This is a genomic window from Nocardia citri (assembly GCF_054065835.1).
Window position 1 is genome coordinate 39,885 of record NZ_JBSUQM010000009.1, and the last position, 16,395, is coordinate 56,279.

Genomic DNA, 16,395 nt, shown 5'->3' on the forward strand with positions numbered 1-16,395 from the left:
CCTTTCTTTTTGAAACAGCGAATTTTGAAATTTGCTCATGTATCAGATGGCTGAAGTCGTCGTTAGAACCTGGTTAATACTCTCTGCGTATCGGAGTCGACCGGTTACTCTGGTACCGCAGCAAATGGAATTGGGGGGCTGTCACAGTTGGGATCCGGTGCGGTGGGTTCTGAGATTCGGGATGGACATACACCCAAGGTGGTAATGGTGACCGGTGCCAGCCGATTCTTCGGCGGCAACGTGATCGCGCGTTTGGCCCAGGACCAGAACATCGAACGCATCCTGGCCGTCGACACCATGACCCCCAGTCGCGACTTGCAACGGCGCATGGGACGCGCCGAATTCGTGCGCGCCGATATTCGAAATCCCTTGATCCGCAAGGTGATCAGTGGCAATGAGGTCGATACGGTCGTACACTCCGCGATGGTCACGCATCCACCGGCTGGTGGCGGCCGGGCGGTGATGAAGGACCTCAATGTCCTCGGCGCGATGCAGCTGCTCGCGGTATGTCAGAAATCGCCTTCGGTGCGGCGCGTGGTGGTGCGTTCGACATCGGCAGTGTACGGATGTAGCGCGAAGGATCCCGCGAAATTCACCGAAGAAATGAGTGCGCGAACCCCACCGAGCGGTTGGTTTGCTAGCGACATGATCGAAATCGAAGGATTCGTGCGCGGACTCGCGCGGCGACGTCCCGATATCGCCGCTTCGATTTTGCGTTTGGCGCCGATTGTCGGTCCGCGATTGGCCGGACGCGGTGTGCAGTATCTGCGTTCACCGGTCGCGCCGACCGTCTTGGGTCGCGATCCCCGGCTGCAGTTGCTGCACGAGGAGGACGCCATCGCCGTGATGGCGCACGCGGCCCGGCAGGCACCTGGCGGCACTTACAACATCGCCGGGGACGGTGCACTGGCGTTGTCGCAGGCCATCCGACGGGCAGGCCGGATCGAGCTGCCGATCCCGTGGCTGGTGTTCCGCACCGCGGGCCGCGCGCTCATGGGCCCGATCATGCGGGATTTCACCAGTGAACAGATCGACTATTTCCATTTCGGCTGTGGTCTCGACACCACCCGGATGCGCACCGAACTCGGGTTTGTCCCGCGCTGGACAACGGTGCAGGCATTCGACGACTTCATCGGGGGCGCAGCGTCGCGGCCCGTCATCGATCCAGCCTGGATCGATGCCGCAGAACATAAACTGCTCGGCCTCTTGGGGCCGGTACGGGAGCACATACATGAATGACGTAGCCAAAGTCATCCAACTCCACGATCTGAATGTCGAAACGCGCCAGCGGACCACGCAGCGGCGCTGGCCGGAACCGCTGACCGGCGAGCACACGCCGAGCCAGGTGGTGACCTCGCTGACCGAACGTCTCGCAGCCGCCGAACCTCCGGCGCCGCGTTCGGTGACGGATATGCTGCGCGACGCTATCGGCAAGCAGATCCGCACCACCGCGGATTTCGCGCGCCGTCGGCTCACCGGGGACTATCAGGTCGACGAGTTCGGTTTCGACGAACATCTGCTCGAATCGCTGATCCTGCCCGCGCTGCGGCCGCTCTCGGATTATTGGTTCCGGGTGCAGGTCAATGGGATCGAGAACATTCCGGAGGCCGGCGGTGCGCTGATCGTCGCCAACCATGCGGGCACCATCCCGCTCGACGGGCTGATGCTGCAACTGGCGATCCATGATCGCCATCCGAAGGAACGCGCACTACGCCTGCTGGCCGCCGATCTCATCTTCGAAATGCCGATGCTCGGTGCGCTCGCCCGCAAGGCCGGGCACACCATGGCCTGCCGTCCGGATGCCGAAAGGCTTTTACGCGCGGGCGAATTGACCGGTGTCTTCCCTGAGGGTTTCAAGGGCGTCGGTAAGCAGTTCACCGACCGCTACAAGCTGCAGCGGTTCGGCCGCGGTGGATTCGTCGCGGCGGCGGTGCGCACCGGCACGCCGATCATCCCGTGCTCGATCGTCGGCTCGGAGGAGATCTATCCGAAGCTGGCCGATATCAAGCCGCTCGCCCGGCTGCTCAATGTGCCGTACTTCCCGGTGACGCCGCTGTTCCCGCATCTGGGTCTGCTCGGTGCGCTGCCGCTGCCGTCGAAGTGGTACATCGAATTCGGCGAGCCGATCGCGACCACCGGCTACGAGGCCGAGGACGCGGACGATCCGATGACCATGTTCGAGGTCACCGACCAGGTCCGCGAAACCATTCAGCAGACCCTCTACAAACTGCTCACCAAGCGCCGCAACCCGTTCACGGGCTAGTGTTCGCGGCGTCGGGTGACCGCCGCGGCGACCGCGCCGCCGGCGGCGCCGAGTACTAGCGCCGTCGGCACGCCGATCTTGGCGGCCTTGCGTCCGGTGCGGAAATCACGGATCTCCCAGCCGCGATTCTTCGCCACCTCGCGTAGGTCCGAATCCGGATTGATCGCCACCGCGGTCCCGACCAGCGACAGCATCGGTACATCGTTGTGGCTGTCGGAGTAGGCCGTACAACGCTTGAGGTTCAGGCCTTCCCGGATCGCCAGCGTGCGCACCGCATGCGCTTTACCGAGTCCGTGCAGGATGTCGCCGACCAGTCGTCCGGTGAACTTGCCGTCGACGCTCTCGGCGACCGTGCCGAGCGCACCGGTCAGTCCGAGCCGCTTCGCGATGACCTGTGCCAGCTCGACCGGGGTCGCGGTCACCAGCCACACCTGCTGACCCGCATCCAGGTGCATCTGCGCCAAAGCCCTTGTGCCGGGCCAGATCTTGTCGGCGATGATCTCGTCGTAGATCTCCTCGCCGAGCGCGGCCAGCTCGGCGGTCGGGCGACCGGCGATGAACGCCAGTGCCTTCTCTCGGCCCGCCGCCATATCGGTGCTGTTCTCCTTGCCGGTGACCCGGAACTTCACCTGTTTCCAGGCGACATCCACCAGATCGGAGGTCTTGAAGTATTTGCGCGCGGCCAAGCCGCGGGCGAAATGCACGATCGACGCACCCTGCACCATGGTGTTGTCGACATCGAAGAACGCGGCGGCGGTCAGATCCCGCGGCACCTCAGGGCCGGTCGCCTCGACATCGGCTTCGGCGAGTTCGGCATCGTGCAGCGACAGCGCCGCCTCGGCGCTGGCCTCACCGGCCAGATTGGCCCGCAGCTCTTCCTCGCTCGGGCCGAAGGGGCTGCGAGAGATGCGCGCGAGCTGGTCCTGCAGACCCTGGCCGAGTCGACCCTGATTCCACCGCACCGGAAACTCACCGAATCGTCCCGCGATGAAACCTGCCCTTGCCACCTTCGATCGTTCCGGCACCAGTACCTCCGCCCGTCGCGCGAACCACAACCACATTAGCTGTCCACTGTGACAGTGCAGGCACTACTGCGCGCTCCGATCGGAGCGTGGCGAGGGGATTTAATATCGGTCATGACCAATCCCACACATTCGGTGACGCTGCTGACGAGGTCGGGCTGCGGGCTGTGTGTTATCGCACTCGAGCGACTCGAGGCGATCTGCGCCGATTTCGATATCGAACCGGCGACCGTCGACGTCGACGAAGCCGCCGGAATCGACCCTGGCCTGCGCGCGGAGTACGGTGACCGGCTTCCCGTCGTGCTTTTGGACGGTCGTGAGCACAGCTATTTCGAGGTCGACGAGCCCCGATTGCGGGCCGACTTGACTCGCTGAGAGATTGCTGATCCGGCCCGATTCGGCCGCGCTGCTGGTCGCGGCGGAAAATGAGGTCAAATTCACCGACTTTGTGAAGGGCTGCACAAGCGGTTACGGTGGTGGCACGCGACCCGCATGCCGAGGCTGCGGATCCACCGCGTAACGAACCCAGCATTCCGAATACTTCGACCATGGCACCGGACCGCCCCGGGCCCGAGATCGAACGACGACCGGACCTCGCCGGAGGCCGGAACGAGGAGCCGACGACGTGACAGAGCAGCATGAGGCGCCGAACGGCGTCTCCGGCAGGGCTCTGCAGAAGGACATCCCGCAGGCCACGGTGGCGCGGCTGGCCACCTATCTCCGGGTCCTCGCCATGTTGGCCGACGACGGTGTTGCCATCGTATCGAGTGAGGAACTGGCTGTCGCGGCGGGTGTCAATTCGGCCAAGTTACGCAAGGACCTTTCCTTCCTGGGCCCCAACGGTGTTCGGGGTGTCGGCTATGACGTGGCCAAGCTGCGCACCAGGATCGAGGATGTACTCGGGCTGTCCCAGGGGCATCGAGTGGTACTGGTCGGCGCCGGAAATCTGGGCCGGGCCCTCGTGGGCTACGGCGGGTTCCAGCGGCGCGGTTTCACGGTGGTCGGCATATTCGACAACCACCCCGAGGTGATCGGCCTGTCCGTCGCCGGTCTGATGGTGCGCGATGTCGCCGACCTGGCCCCGGCCATCGAGGTGCTGAAGCCGACCATCGCGGTGCTCGCCGTGCCCGATGACGCGGCCCAGAACGTCTGCGATCTGCTGGTCGCCTCCGGTTTGCAATCGATTCTGAGTTTTGCCCCCTGTGAGCTGAGCGCACCGGAGACGGTGGAGGTGCGCCGGGTCGATCTGGCGGTCGAACTGCAGATGCTGTCGTTCGAGACCGCGCGCAATGCGCCGCCGCTGCCCGAGGTCGCGCACGCGGTTTCCGCCGGCCGAATCGCCCACCGCGTGCCCGCGCACACCGCTGCCGGACATCCGGCGCTCAAGCACTCGACGACCTCGCATTCGGCAACGGAGCCATCCAGCAAGGGATCGGTGGTTACACCATGAGCATTCTTTTAGTCGGGATCTCGCATCGCAGCGCCCCCGTCTCCATTCTGGAGAAGGTCGCGATCACCGACGCGGACCGGCCGAAACTGATCGATCGAATGCTCACTTCCAGCCATGTGTCCGAGGCGATGATCGTCTCGACCTGCAATCGCGTCGAGGTCTACGCGGTGGTGGACGCCTTCCACGGCGGTCTCGCCGAGGTCGGTGAACTGCTGACCAAACATTCCGGGCTGCCGATGCCGGATCTGACCAAGCACGCCTACGTGCGCTACAGCGAGGCCGCCGCCGAACATTTGTTCGCAGTGGCCAGCGGCCTGGATTCGATGGTGGTCGGCGAGCAGCAGGTGCTCAGCCAGATCCGCGGCGCTTACGCCTCCGCCGATGCGCAGCAGGCGGTCGGGCGGACCCTGCACGAACTCGCGCAGCACGCACTGCGCGTCGGTAAGCGAGTGCATTCGGAGACCGGTATCGACCGGGCCGGTGCGTCGGTGGTTTCGGTGGCGCTGGATCGGTCGCAGCAGATGCTCGGCCCACTCGCCGGACAGACCGCCGTGGTGCTCGGTGCCGGGGCGATGGGTGGGCTCGCGGTGGCGCATCTGTCGCGTGCGGGCATCGGCCGCATCCTCGTGGTGAATCGCACACCGGCCCGCGCCAAGCGGCTCGCCGCGACCGCGCGCAGTCATGGTGTCGCGGCTGAGTCGATGGAATTGTCGCGGCTGACCGAGGCGATGGCGGTCGCGGATGTCGTCATCACCTGTACCGGCGCGGTCGGCGCGGTGGTGACGCTGGCCGATACCCATCGCGCACTCGCCGAACGTGAGCGTGCCAGCGCGGTGGAACGGCCGTTGGTGTTCTGCGATCTCGGGCTGCCACGCGATGTCGAACACGCCGTCGCCGGACTGCCCGGTGTCACCGTCATCGATATCGAGACATTGCAGCGCGATCCGGCGGCCGGTGCGGCCGCCGATGACACCGCGGCCGCACGCTCGATCGTCGCGGACGAACTCGCGAAATACCTTGCGGGCCAGCGCATGGCGGAGGTCACCCCAACCGTAGCCGCGCTACGGCAGCGCGCGGCTGATGTGGTCGAGGCCGAATTGCTGCGCCTGGATTCCCGGCTGCCCGGACTGGCGGATCCGGAGCGTGACGAGGTGGCGCGCACGGTGCGTCGCGTGGTCGACAAGTTGCTGCACGCGCCGACCGTGCGGGTCAAGCAGCTGGCCTCCACCCCGGGCGGCGATACCTACGCCGAGGCACTGCGCGAACTGTTCGAGCTCAGACCCGGTGCGGCGCAAGCGGTCGCGACCCCGATGGAGATCAGTCCGATCGCCGACGAGCACACCGCGAATCGCTTCGTCGGCGACGGCGAGATCGCACTGGCCGACGACTTCACCGCCGGACACCGCGGCGAAGAACAGGGGCATACGGCATGACAGCTGTGCAGGAAGAGGAAAATGTGACCGCAGGCAGCATTCGCGTGCCGTGGCGGATCGGTACCAGAGGCAGTTTGCTCGCCCGCACCCAGGCGAGCACCATCCGCGACACCCTGATCGCGGCCGGACACGAGGCGGAGCTGGTGATCGTCAAGACCGCGGGTGACCTGTCCGCGGATCCGGTGCAGCAGATCGGTGTCGGCGTCTTCACCTCGGCATTACGCGACGAACTGGCCGCCGGAAATATCGATATCGCGGTGCATTCGTACAAAGACCTACCGACCGCACAGGATCCCCGTTTCACCATCGCCGCCATCCCGTCCCGCGAGGATCCGCGCGATGCACTGGTGGCGCGCGACGGTCTGGTGCTCGGTGAGCTGCCCCCCGGTGCCAAGGTCGGCACCTCGGCACCGCGCCGCGCGGCCCAATTGCGCGCGCTCGGGCTCGGTCTGGAGATCGTCCCGCTGCGCGGCAATCTCGACACCCGGCTGCGGAAGGTCAGCGAGGGGGAGATGGACGCGGTCGTGGTGGCTAGGGCGGGACTGGCCAGAATCGGTCGGCTCGACGCGGTCACCGAGGCGTTGGAGCCGGTGCAGATGTTGCCCGCGCCCGCACAGGGTGCGTTGGCGATCGAGTGCCGTAGCGATGACACCGAATTGCGCGAGGCACTGACCGAACTCGACGACGCCGCGACCCGCGCGTCTGTGATCGCCGAACGGTCGCTGCTGGCCGAACTGGAGGCCGGTTGCACCGCGCCGATCGGCGCGATCGCCGAGGTCGTCGAATCGCTTGACGATGACGGCAGAATTGTCGATGAACTGTCGCTGCGCGGTTGCGCGGCGGCCATCGACGGATCCGATGTATTGCGAGCCTCCGTGGTCGGTGCGCCCGAGCGCGCAGCGGAGCTCGGCCGCGAGTTGGCCCGCGAACTGCTCGATCTGGGCGCCCGCGAATTGCTCAGCACACCGGAAGCAGCGGTTAACCCGCCCACTGACTTTTCCAATTCCAGCCCAACGGAGAACAGCCAATGAGCGAGCGCAGCGAGCGAATCAACAGCACAGCGCCTTCGGCGATGTCTGTGCCGAGCGTTAGCGAGGTGCGGGCATGAGTCGTGTAACCAAGAAGCATCCAGGTCGGATCCTGTTCGTCGGGTCCGGGCCCGGCGACGCCGCACTGCTGACAGTGCGTGCGCGCGAGGTGCTGAGGCGGGCGACATTGGCATTCACCGATCCCGATGTCGACAAGGGCGTGCTCGCCCTGATCGGTATCGCGGTCGAGCCGGGCGAGGACGGTGAGCGTCCGGTGGACGTGCGGCCCGCGCTCGGCGACCCCGCCGAGGTGGCCAAGACCCTGATCGCCGAGGCCCGCGGTGGGCACGACGTGGTCCGGGTGGTCGCGGGTGATCCGCTGACCACCGATTCGGTGATCGCGGAGGTCAATGCGGTGACGCGCTCGCATATGGTCTTCGAGGTGCTGCCGGGGCTGCCCAACGGTTCCGCGGTGCCGAGTTTCGCCGGTATCGCGCTCGGCTCCGGCCACACCGAGGCCGATGTGCGCGGTGAGGTCGACTGGGCCGCACTGGCCGCCGCGCCCGGCCCGCTGGTGCTGTCGGCGACCTCGGGCCACCTCGCCGAAACCGCGAGTGCGCTGGTCGAACACGGTATGGCACCGCAGACTCCGGTTGCGGTGACGGTGCGTGGCACCACCCGCCAGCAGCGCACCATCGAGGCCACCCTGGCTACGCTCAACAGTGCGGCGTCCGAATTGGTCGGCCCGCTGGTGGTGACCATCGGCAAGGTGGTCGCGCAGCGGTCGAAGATGTCGTGGTGGGAGTCGCGGGCGCTGTATGGCTGGACCGTGCTGGTGCCGCGCACCAAGGATCAGGCCGCCGAGATGAGCGAGCGGTTGGTCACCCACGGCGCCATTCCGATGGAGGTGCCGACCATCGCGGTCGAGCCGCCGCGCAGTCCGGCGCAGATGGAGCGCGCGGTCAAGGGGCTGGTCGACGGCCGCTACCAATGGGTGGTGTTCACCTCCACCAATGCCGTGCGCGCCGTCTGGGAGAAGTTCGCCGAATTCGGTCTGGACGCTCGGGCTTTCTCCGGTGTGAAGATCGCCTGTGTCGGCGAGGCCACCGCGGATAAGGTGCGCTCGTTCGGCATCAATCCGGAGTTGGTGCCGAGCGGTGAACAGTCCTCCGAGGGTCTGCTCGCCGACTTTCCGCCCTATGACGACGTTTTCGACCCGGTGAACCGAGTCCTGTTGCCGCGCGCGGACATTGCTACCGAGACTCTGGCCGAGGGTCTGCGCGACCGCGGCTGGGAAATCGACGACGTGACGGCCTACCGCACGGTGCGTGCTTCGCCGCCACCGGCCGAGACTCGCGAGATGATCAAGACCGGTGGTTTCGACGCGGTCCTGTTCACCTCATCCTCCACGGTCCGCAATCTGGTCGGTATCGCGGGTAAACCGCACGCGCGCACCATCGTTGCGTGCATCGGTCCGAAGACCGCCGAGACGGCTATCGAATTCGGCCTGCGCGTGGACGTGCAGCCGGAGGTCGCCCAGGTCGGCCCGCTGGTCGAGGCATTGGCCGAGCATGCGGCTCGCCTGCGTGCCGAGGGGCTGCTGCCTCCGCCACGCAAGAAGAGCCGCCGCAGCCGTTAGCTATCCGGTTGGGCGGCGAGGGCGGGCTATTTCGAGCGACCTGCGAGTAGTCGCTAGCGTCGGCCCCGCCGCACAACCGGAGCCGCCGCAGCTGTCGAGCCCCGTTGATCAGCGGCTGTAGCGCATCAGGGTCCGCACCAAGCGGCAGGTGGTGTCGGACGGCGGGCGGATATCGATGAGTTCGGCTGTGCGCCGGATCCTTTCGTTACTGGCCTGGCTCGGCAGATATATGCCGGAGTCCAGCAGAGCGATCGTCAGCCGCATCGCCTTGAGTCGCCGATTGTGCGAGATGTACCACTTGCGCGGCCGCCCGGCGGGCAGCGGCCGTTTCTGCAGCGGAACATAGGGCCGATCGATGACCTTCGACTTCGGTGCGGTATTGGGCACGGTGGCGTCCTCCCGTCGCAATCGGGAATCTGGCGCGATTCCCTTCGAACACGCCTTCGATTTTACTCCTGCCCACCGACAAAAACGCCTGCCCACAAGGCCTTTCGGCGGTTCCGGACAACCACACGGTGACTCGGGCACTCGGGGCAAACGGTGCCCTGTCGTGAAACGGGTGCGCCGCTGTGAGACCGGGTGTCCGGCTGTGGAACTGGTGGTCCGCTCGGCTGATCCGTCGGTCGGGTGTTTGTTCAGAGTTGGTGGAGGAGGTCGAGCGCTTGGGGATGGCGTAGGGTGGCGGCGCGCTCGAGCCAATAGCGGGCGTCCTTGTACGCCTGGGCTATTGCCGCGTCGGCCGCAGCCGAGTTGTCCGGGTGCGCGGATTGTTCGCGCAGGAATCGCGCAAGCTGGAACATGGAATCGGCATCGCCTGTCGCGGCGCCGCGGCGCAACCACCGCTCACCCTCGACCCAGTCGCCGTGGTCGAGGAAGATCGCGCCGAGTACGGCCATGGCGTCGTCGCGGCCGCGCCGGACCGCCTCGGTGAGCAGCGTGATCGCCTGCGCGATGTCACCCTCGCGTGCCAGATGGACCCCGAGAGTGCGCATGGCCGTTGGACTTCCGGCGCGCACCGCCCGCTCGTACCAATGCCGTGCCTCATTATCGACACCGCGGCGACTCGCGACAACGCCCATATTGCACAGTGCCTCCGGCAGCCCGTCCTCGGCTGCGGGCAGGAACCACAGTTCGGCGGCGTCGAGATTTCCGCGCTCCAGATACAACGTCCCCAACTGCTGATCCGCACCCGGACAGCCGGCGGCGACCGCGAACTCCAGCCATCGAATCGCATCCGAGATCCGACCATCCGCGGCGAGTAATGCGCCGAGGCCAGCCATGGCCGGTCCGCTGCCTTGGGCGGCGGCACGGCGGAACCACTGCTCGGCCTCGGCGGTTTCACCCGCCTCGGCTAACCGCTGCGCCAACTGCACGATCACGCCCGGGTCCCCGCCACGCGCCAGCCTGCGCAGGCCCTCCCAATCGGTGCGTCGCCGCGGTGGCATCGCGAATTCGGTCATCGCGTACTCCTGGAACAAGACCGGCCACTCCCCACCATCATCCGCCCCCTCGCACCCACAATTTCCGCACTCTTCGAGCGGCTGGTAGATCGCCGGCGACTGCCGGGTGGCCCGCAGTGTCGCGCACCGGGCTTATCGAATCCTCGAGGCAGCCTTAACAGGGATGGCGAGGGAACAGATGCCGCTCGGCTTCCCGGCCCGCTGATCGGTCGGCGCACCCGCCGCTTGTGACGCGCATTCGAACCGAGCGTATGGTGCGTTTCATGACCGGATTGGACCGCCCGCGGCGGTTGCGCCGTACCCCCGCCCTGCGTCGTCTCGTGGCCGAGACAACTCTGGAACCACGGCAATTGGTGCTGCCGATGTTCGTAGCCGACGGGCTGGACGAGCCACGCGAAATCGGCTCCATGCCCGGCGTGCTACAGCATTCGATGGATTCGCTGCGCAAGGCGGCGGTCGACGCTGTCACCTCGGGTGTGGGTGGGCTCATGCTCTTCGGCGTGCCGCTGCCCGAAGACAAGGACCCCACCGGCAGCAAGGCCAGCGATCCCGACGGCATTCTCAACCGGGGGCTGCGCGCGCTCGCGGACGAGGTCGGCGGTTCGACCGTGGTCATGGCCGATACCTGTCTGGACGAATTCACCGATCACGGGCACTGCGGCGTGTTGTCCGCGGACGGTGCCGTCGATAACGACGCCACGCTGCACCGCTACGTGGAGATGGCCCTCACTCAGGCCGAGGCCGGTGCGGATCTGCTCGGTACCAGCGGCATGATGGACGGCCAGGTCGGCGCGATCCGGCGCGGCTTGGACGCGGTCGGGCGCACCGATACCGGCATCCTCGCCTACGCGGCGAAGTACGCCTCGGCGTTCTACGGTCCGTTCCGCGAGGCGGTCGCCTCCTCGCTGGAAGGGGATCGGCGTAGCTACCAGCAGGATCCGGCGAACCGCCGCGAGGCCATTCGGGAACTGCGACTGGATCTGGCCGAGGGCGCCGATATCGTGATGGTCAAGCCCGCGATGTCGTACCTGGACATTCTGCGCGATGTCGCCGACCAATCGACGGTGCCGGTGGCCGCCTATCAGATCTCGGGCGAATACGCGATGATCACCGCCGCCGCCCAGCGCGGCTGGATCGACCGCCGCGCCGCCATCCTGGAATCACTGATCGGCATCCGCCGGGCCGGCGCGGATATGGTGCTCACCTACTGGGCGACCGAGGCCGCGCACTGGCTGTCGTGACGAATCCACTCAGACCCAAGGGTTCGGAGTCCGGCAATCCGAAGTCGGTCGAGTCGGATTCGTCGAGCCCGGATCCCACCACACCGCAGTCATCCGGCTCCGAGTCCAGCGATTCGAATGCGCCGAATCGTGAGTCGAGCGGGTCGAATCCGCATGCCTCGGATACTCCGGCACCGAGCTCGCCCGCGCCACTCCCGGAGGGGGTGCATCTGCCGAGGGAACATCTGGCTGCACCACACGATGTTGAGTCGGCCGTGCGGCCACGGGGTGCCGAAGTACCCGAGGCGGCTGGTTCGAGTCCACACGGCCCGAGATCCGCAGTTGCGCAATCGCCGGGGCCGAGTGGCGTAGGTACGCAATCGTCGGGTTCGCATCCGCAAGGCGTGTATCCGTCTGGGTCGTATGCGCAGGGCGCGATTCCGCCTGGGGTGTATGCGCCGATGCCGTATCCGCCTGAGAAATATCCACCCGGGTCATATCCGCGTGGGTCCGTCGTCGGGCCGCCACGGCCCCGGCCGGAGCCGCCGGAGGATGTTCGGACGGCGCGGCAATTGTGGTGGGGTGTAATCGGATTCGGCATTGTGCAGATGATCGGTTCGGTTTTCGCGGCGTTTCAGCAGCGCAGGGAATTCGCGCAGAAGATGTATGACCAGGTGCACGTCAGCGATCCGAATTTCACGATGCCCAGTGCGGAGCTGATGGTCTCGTTGGCTTTTGCGGTCGCTGTGGTGATCGGGTTGGCGCTGGCCGCATTCGCTTTGCTGTTCGTGCACCAGTTTGTGCGCGGAAAGCTGTGGGCGCGGACGCTTCTGACTGCTGTGGGCGTTTGGCTGGTGCTGGTCGCGGTCGGCACCCTGTTCGCGCTGGAAGCGGTGACCGGGGCGGCCTCGCTGGTAGCCGGTGGTGCGGCGATCGTGCAGGGAGTACTGGCGGCGGGTGCGGTGTATCTGAGTCACCGTCCGGACTCGACTGCGTACTTCCAGATGAGTCGCAGGTGAACGGAAGGCGCAGCGGTCTGCGAGTTTGTCAAGAAATCGGCAGCATGTATCGTGAGGGTTGTCACAGAGGACATGGGAACCGGAAGTCGTTCGTTGCACGTTGTCTTACGTTTTGTAAGTACGTCGACCAGATGGTTCCGGGAGATCGGAGACAGCGATGCGAGTGGTGATCCAACAGCCGCAGAGCATTCGACGAGATCTGCTCGTACTGAGCCTGCTGATCCTGTTCGCAGTGGTCACCGTCGCGCTGCTGATTCTGCCTGGCGCGGTCGGCTGATCAGGGGCCGGATGTCGATTCCCGTCGCCGTGCTCGGCGCGACCGGGAGCAGGGTGTGACGGCCTCCGGGTATGGCACGACCGTCTTGTTCGCCGAGCCGGGCGCACGCTGGCGTTCGGTGGCCTACGGCCCGTTGCTATGTCTTGTCGTACTGATTCTGGAATTGGTGACCGCTGCCCAGGTGCACTGGCTCGCCCTCATTTTCTGTGCCGCGCTGATCGCGGGTTTCGTTGTGTTGCAGGTGATCGCGGGGCAGCGACATGTGAGTATCGAGCTGACCCCCGCCGCGCTGCGCGCGGGCACCGAGACCTTGCCGCTCGCGGCGATCGACGCGGTGCTGCCCGAGCGGGACGATGACTCCTGGGATGACGAGGATTGGGAATCGGCGCGTTCGCTCGGCGAATTGAGCGGGATGCCACGCCGGCGTAAAGGCATCGGGCTGCGGCTCGTCGGTGGTGAACTGGTACAGGCGTGGGCGAAGGATCATCGCGGATTGCGGGCCGCGCTCGCCGAAGCGCTCGGCCGGACCGATTCCGATAAGGCCATGCGGACCGAGGAAACCGAAGACAGCGAGAACGGAGCGGATCGTTGAGGCGCTTGATCGCGCTCGGTGACCGGATGCTGACGGCACTGGTCGAGTTCACCCTCGGACTCGGCTGCGCGATTCTCGCGGTGGTGAGCTGGCGCAACGGACTGATCAGGACCACCTTCGCGCCGTCGGGCGAGGTGCCCGGCTTCGATGCCACCCGCTACAGCGCTCCGTGGTTGGTCCTGGCCGCTGTCCTGGTCATGGTGTCCGGTGTGCTCGCCATCGATGCCGTCGCGCGCACAGTCCGGGCCGTGCGTTCGCGCTGAACGCGGGCAATTACCGGCGATCGACATCGCCTGGGCTGTTTGGTCTCGAGTTTCGCGGGAACATCGCAGCATGACAGTCTCATCGTTCTCGCCGCTGAATCTGCTTCCGGTCCCGTTGGACTGCCTACTGACGACCGGATTCGCCCTGTTCTGCTTGGGCATCACCATCTAGTGCCGATCGCGCTATCGACAGACGTGCCCTGGCGCATCGGCCGCGACTGCACTACCGTGCAAGTGCCGCAGCCGCGAGGTGCAATGGTCGGCATTCAGTGAATACTGTTGTGGCCGTTAAGCTTTCGGCCGGTATCCGAATTGTGTCGACTGGGAGAAATGCTTGTGATTCGTTTTGCCGGGAAAGTGTGCGCTGCGGTCGTCGCGGCGGCTGCGATCGGTGCGGCGCCCGCATGGGCCGCGTCGGGACTGCCGTTGGAGCCCGCTGCCCAGACCGACACTCAGGCCGAGGTGGCCCAGCCCGCGCCGATCTTCGTGCCCGACTCGGGTTCGGCGAGTGTGTACAACAACTTCATGTGCCAGCTGCACACCATCTCGGCCTCCGCGCCGTGCATGTACACCTAACCCCAGTTCTGATAAACGTCCAACATGCGGCCGCCCCTCGCGCCCGGCGCGTTGACGTACAGGGTGACGGTGCCGTCCGGATGGCCGGCCGCCTCCATGATGACCTGCCGCAATGAGGCGTGCACACCGCCGTTCTCGTCACGGTAGATCTCGGTATCGCTTTTGAGTCCGGCACCGATCCGGTCGAGCGGTACCACCATGGTGACCAACGCGGGCAGCGGTCCGTCGCCGAGGGCCACGGTCTCCGTGTGATCCAGATGTAGCCCGATCCGGTCGGGCTGGCTGATCAGATCCGCGGCGGCCGCGGTCCCGGTGCCGAAGGTGACAAGGGCGGCGAGCGCGGCGAAGATCGTGGCACTGATGACGGCGAACCGCATAGGACCCTCCCGATGGGTTGGATGGTGCGACAACGCACCGAGATTACGCATCAGCCATCGGTCAGCGACCGATATCGGCCGCAACCATGATCGGCGTGTTGCCCCGATGGGCACGACCGAGCTGCGGTCTGCGTCACTCGACTACACCCTGTCGTCGACTCCTTCCAATCGGGCTGAGACACTGGACGTCGTGAGTTCTTCTCCCCGCGTGACCAGGGCATCGGTGCCGGTCTCGGCTCGGCTCTTCGATCGGGCCGCTTCGGTGATTCCGGGCGGTGTGAATTCGCCGGTGCGGGCGTTCAAGTCCGTCGGCGGCACCCCGCGATTCATCGCATCGGCCAAGGGCTGCACACTCATCGATGTCGACGGCAACGAGTATGTCGACCTGGTGTGTTCCTGGGGTCCGATGATTCTCGGCCACGCACATCCCGAGGTGGTCGAGGCGGTGCAGCGTGCGGCCGTCGGCGGCCTGTCCTTCGGTGCGCCGACCGAGGCCGAGATCGAACTCGCCGAGTTGATCGCCGAACGGATGGCTCCGGTGGACCGGGTTCGCCTGGTCAACTCCGGTACCGAAGCCACCATGAGCGCGGTCCGGCTGGCTCGCGGCTACACCGGTCGCGCCAAGATCATAAAATTCTCGGGTTGCTACCACGGCCATGTGGACGCACTGCTCGCCGACGCCGGATCCGGCGTGGCGACGCTCGGCCTGCCGACCTCGCCTGGCGTTACGGGCGCGCAAGCCGGTGACACCATCGTGCTGCCGTACAACGACATCGACGCCGTCGCCGCTGCCTTCGCCGCACATCCGGGTGAAATCGCGGGTGTGATCACCGAGGCGGCCGCGGGCAATATGGGTGCGATCGCACCGCTGCCCGGTTTCAACGAGGGCCTGCGCAAGCTGACCGCCGAGGACGGCGCGCTGCTGATCATGGATGAGGTGATGACCGGATTCCGGGTGAGCCGGTCCGGCTGGTTCGGTCGCGACGGCGTCGCCGGTGACCTCTACACCTTCGGCAAGGTGATGAGCGGTGGACTACCCGCTGCGGCGTTCGGCGGGCGCGCCGAGATCATGAATCACCTTGCGCCGCTCGGCCCGGTATATCAGGCAGGCACCCTGTCCGGGAACCCGGTCGCCGTCGCCGCCGGGCTCGCCTCGCTGCGTGCGGCCGACGACGCGGTGTACGCCGCACTCGATCGCAATGCCGAGCGACTGGGCGGCTTGTTCACCGAGGCGCTCACCGCGGCGGGGGTCGAGCATCAGGTCCAGTTCGCGGGCAATATGGTGAGCGTGTTCTTCGCCGACTGTCCGGTCACCGACTACGCCGCCGCCAAAGCCAGCCAGACCTGGCGTTTCCCGCCTTTCTTCCACGCACTGCTCGACGGCGGTGTGTACGCACCGCCGAGCGCGTTCGAGGCATGGTTCGTCTCCGCGGCGCTCGACGAGGACGCATTCGACCGTATCGCCGCCGCCCTGCCCGCCGCCGCACATGCGGCCGCGGCCGCCACCCCCGAAGGATCCCGCGCGTGAGTTCCGACCAGCCAGATTCAGAAGTGCGCGAACTGCCGGATACCCCTGTCGACGGCGGCGAGGCCGCCACCGACACAGACGATTCCACCGCGACCGCGCCGTCGAGCGCCGTCGATGGATCCGGCATTGCCGAGCAGCCCGGTGTCGCATCCGATTGTGTCGCGGCTGCATCCCGTGCCGCCGATGCGGCGGTCGACCAGCCCGATTACGACGAGACCGAAGAGCCCGTCGCGTCGCCGCGTACCTCC

The 16,395-nt window shown here is 66.3% G+C and carries 17 protein-coding genes; 13 read left to right on the plus strand and 4 right to left on the minus strand.

The window, feature by feature from the left end:
• The first annotated feature begins 204 nt into the window (after positions 1 to 204).
• The gene (locus ACW2Q0_RS15610; protein ID WP_457190882.1) at positions 205 to 1,239 is read left to right on the plus strand and encodes an NAD-dependent epimerase/dehydratase family protein; all 1,035 of its coding nucleotides are present in this window, start codon (positions 205 to 207) and stop codon (positions 1,237 to 1,239) included.
• Positions 1,232 to 2,263, plus strand: a complete 1,032-nt coding sequence (locus ACW2Q0_RS15615; RefSeq protein ID WP_457190644.1) for a lysophospholipid acyltransferase family protein — start codon at positions 1,232 to 1,234, stop codon at positions 2,261 to 2,263. The genes ACW2Q0_RS15610 and ACW2Q0_RS15615 overlap by 8 nt, the downstream gene beginning before the upstream one ends.
• On the opposite strand, the gene ACW2Q0_RS15620 is transcribed toward ACW2Q0_RS15615, so the two are convergent.
• Complete coding sequence (locus ACW2Q0_RS15620; protein ID WP_457190646.1) at positions 2,260 to 3,270, minus strand: HAD family hydrolase; 1,011 nt, start codon at positions 3,268 to 3,270, stop codon at positions 2,260 to 2,262. The two genes, ACW2Q0_RS15615 and ACW2Q0_RS15620, sit on opposite strands and share 4 nt — an antisense overlap.
• A 129-nt stretch (positions 3,271 to 3,399) precedes the next feature.
• Between ACW2Q0_RS15620 and ACW2Q0_RS15625 the strand changes: the two genes are divergently transcribed.
• The 5 genes from ACW2Q0_RS15625 to ACW2Q0_RS15645 all read left to right on the plus strand — a co-directional run bounded on the left by ACW2Q0_RS15625 (position 3,400) and on the right by ACW2Q0_RS15645 (position 8,835).
• Entirely contained in the window at positions 3,400 to 3,660 is a 261-nt protein-coding gene (locus ACW2Q0_RS15625) for a glutaredoxin family protein (protein ID WP_457190648.1), read from the plus strand.
• Positions 3,661 to 3,910: 250 nt separating this feature from the next.
• Positions 3,911 to 4,735: a redox-sensing transcriptional repressor Rex gene (locus tag ACW2Q0_RS15630; protein WP_457190650.1), complete on the plus strand. Its 825-nt coding sequence runs from the start codon at positions 3,911 to 3,913 to the stop codon at positions 4,733 to 4,735.
• Positions 4,732 to 6,168 carry a glutamyl-tRNA reductase gene (locus ACW2Q0_RS15635; protein ID WP_457190652.1) on the plus strand — a complete coding sequence of 479 codons (1,437 nt, stop codon included), beginning with the start codon at positions 4,732 to 4,734 and terminating at the stop codon, positions 6,166 to 6,168. Before ACW2Q0_RS15630 ends, ACW2Q0_RS15635 begins: the two co-directional genes overlap by 4 nt.
• Positions 6,165 to 7,199 (plus strand): hydroxymethylbilane synthase, encoded by a 1,035-nt coding sequence (gene hemC / locus ACW2Q0_RS15640; protein ID WP_457190654.1) that lies wholly within the window; start codon positions 6,165 to 6,167, stop codon positions 7,197 to 7,199. The genes ACW2Q0_RS15635 and hemC overlap by 4 nt, the downstream gene beginning before the upstream one ends.
• Positions 7,200 to 7,272: 73 nt before the next feature.
• Positions 7,273 to 8,835, plus strand: a complete 1,563-nt coding sequence (locus tag ACW2Q0_RS15645) for a uroporphyrinogen-III synthase (protein WP_457190657.1) — start codon at positions 7,273 to 7,275, stop codon at positions 8,833 to 8,835.
• Between the two features lie 108 nt (positions 8,836 to 8,943).
• On the opposite strand, the gene ACW2Q0_RS15650 is transcribed toward ACW2Q0_RS15645, so the two are convergent.
• Both ACW2Q0_RS15650 and ACW2Q0_RS15655 read right to left on the minus strand, forming a co-directional pair.
• Positions 8,944 to 9,222 (minus strand): hypothetical protein, encoded by a 279-nt coding sequence (locus ACW2Q0_RS15650; RefSeq protein ID WP_062983719.1) that lies wholly within the window; start codon positions 9,220 to 9,222, stop codon positions 8,944 to 8,946.
• Between the two features lie 248 nt (positions 9,223 to 9,470).
• Positions 9,471 to 10,295, minus strand: coding sequence for a tetratricopeptide repeat protein (locus ACW2Q0_RS15655; RefSeq protein WP_457190660.1), 825 nt, complete (start codon positions 10,293 to 10,295; stop codon positions 9,471 to 9,473).
• 263 nt (positions 10,296 to 10,558) lie between these two features.
• Here ACW2Q0_RS15655 and hemB point away from each other — a divergent pair, with 263 nt between their 5' ends.
• The 5 genes from hemB to ACW2Q0_RS15680 all read left to right on the plus strand — a co-directional run bounded on the left by hemB (position 10,559) and on the right by ACW2Q0_RS15680 (position 14,242).
• Positions 10,559 to 11,536, plus strand: a complete 978-nt coding sequence (hemB, locus tag ACW2Q0_RS15660; RefSeq protein WP_457190662.1) for a porphobilinogen synthase — start codon at positions 10,559 to 10,561, stop codon at positions 11,534 to 11,536.
• A gap of 551 nt (positions 11,537 to 12,087) precedes the next feature.
• Positions 12,088 to 12,534 carry a hypothetical protein gene (locus ACW2Q0_RS15665; protein WP_457190664.1) on the plus strand — a complete coding sequence of 149 codons (447 nt, stop codon included), beginning with the start codon at positions 12,088 to 12,090 and terminating at the stop codon, positions 12,532 to 12,534.
• 332 nt (positions 12,535 to 12,866) lie between these two features.
• Entirely contained in the window at positions 12,867 to 13,403 is a 537-nt protein-coding gene (locus ACW2Q0_RS15670) for a hypothetical protein (RefSeq protein WP_457190666.1), read from the plus strand.
• The gene (locus ACW2Q0_RS15675; RefSeq protein WP_457190668.1) at positions 13,400 to 13,666 is read left to right on the plus strand and encodes a hypothetical protein; all 267 of its coding nucleotides are present in this window, start codon (positions 13,400 to 13,402) and stop codon (positions 13,664 to 13,666) included. The genes ACW2Q0_RS15670 and ACW2Q0_RS15675 overlap by 4 nt, the downstream gene beginning before the upstream one ends.
• A 336-nt stretch (positions 13,667 to 14,002) precedes the next feature.
• Entirely contained in the window at positions 14,003 to 14,242 is a 240-nt protein-coding gene (locus ACW2Q0_RS15680) for a hypothetical protein (RefSeq protein WP_457190670.1), read from the plus strand.
• Here ACW2Q0_RS15680 and ACW2Q0_RS15685 read toward each other — a convergent pair.
• Positions 14,239 to 14,619, minus strand: a complete 381-nt coding sequence (locus tag ACW2Q0_RS15685) for a hypothetical protein (RefSeq protein ID WP_457190672.1) — start codon at positions 14,617 to 14,619, stop codon at positions 14,239 to 14,241. The genes ACW2Q0_RS15680 and ACW2Q0_RS15685 overlap by 4 nt on opposite strands.
• Positions 14,620 to 14,809: 190 nt before the next feature.
• Between ACW2Q0_RS15685 and hemL the strand changes: the two genes are divergently transcribed.
• Positions 14,810 to 16,147, plus strand: coding sequence for a glutamate-1-semialdehyde 2,1-aminomutase (hemL, locus tag ACW2Q0_RS15690; protein ID WP_457190674.1), 1,338 nt, complete (start codon positions 14,810 to 14,812; stop codon positions 16,145 to 16,147).
• The last annotated feature ends 248 nt before the right edge of the window (positions 16,148 to 16,395 follow it).

Coding starts and splice junctions, on each gene's coding strand:
- ACW2Q0_RS15610 (WP_457190882.1), top strand. CDS start 205: ATGGTGACCGGTGCCAGCCGATTCTTCGGCGGCAACGTGATCGCGCGT.
- ACW2Q0_RS15615 (WP_457190644.1), top strand. CDS start 1,232: ATGAATGACGTAGCCAAAGTCATCCAACTCCACGATCTGAATGTCGAA.
- ACW2Q0_RS15625 (WP_457190648.1), top strand. CDS start 3,400: ATGACCAATCCCACACATTCGGTGACGCTGCTGACGAGGTCGGGCTGC.
- ACW2Q0_RS15635 (WP_457190652.1), top strand. CDS start 4,732: ATGAGCATTCTTTTAGTCGGGATCTCGCATCGCAGCGCCCCCGTCTCC.
- hemC (WP_457190654.1), top strand. CDS start 6,165: ATGACAGCTGTGCAGGAAGAGGAAAATGTGACCGCAGGCAGCATTCGC.
- ACW2Q0_RS15645 (WP_457190657.1), top strand. CDS start 7,273: ATGAGTCGTGTAACCAAGAAGCATCCAGGTCGGATCCTGTTCGTCGGG.
- ACW2Q0_RS15655 (WP_457190660.1), bottom strand. CDS start 10,295: ATGACCGAATTCGCGATGCCACCGCGGCGACGCACCGATTGGGAGGGC.
- hemB (WP_457190662.1), top strand. CDS start 10,559: ATGACCGGATTGGACCGCCCGCGGCGGTTGCGCCGTACCCCCGCCCTG.
- ACW2Q0_RS15685 (WP_457190672.1), bottom strand. CDS start 14,619: ATGCGGTTCGCCGTCATCAGTGCCACGATCTTCGCCGCGCTCGCCGCC.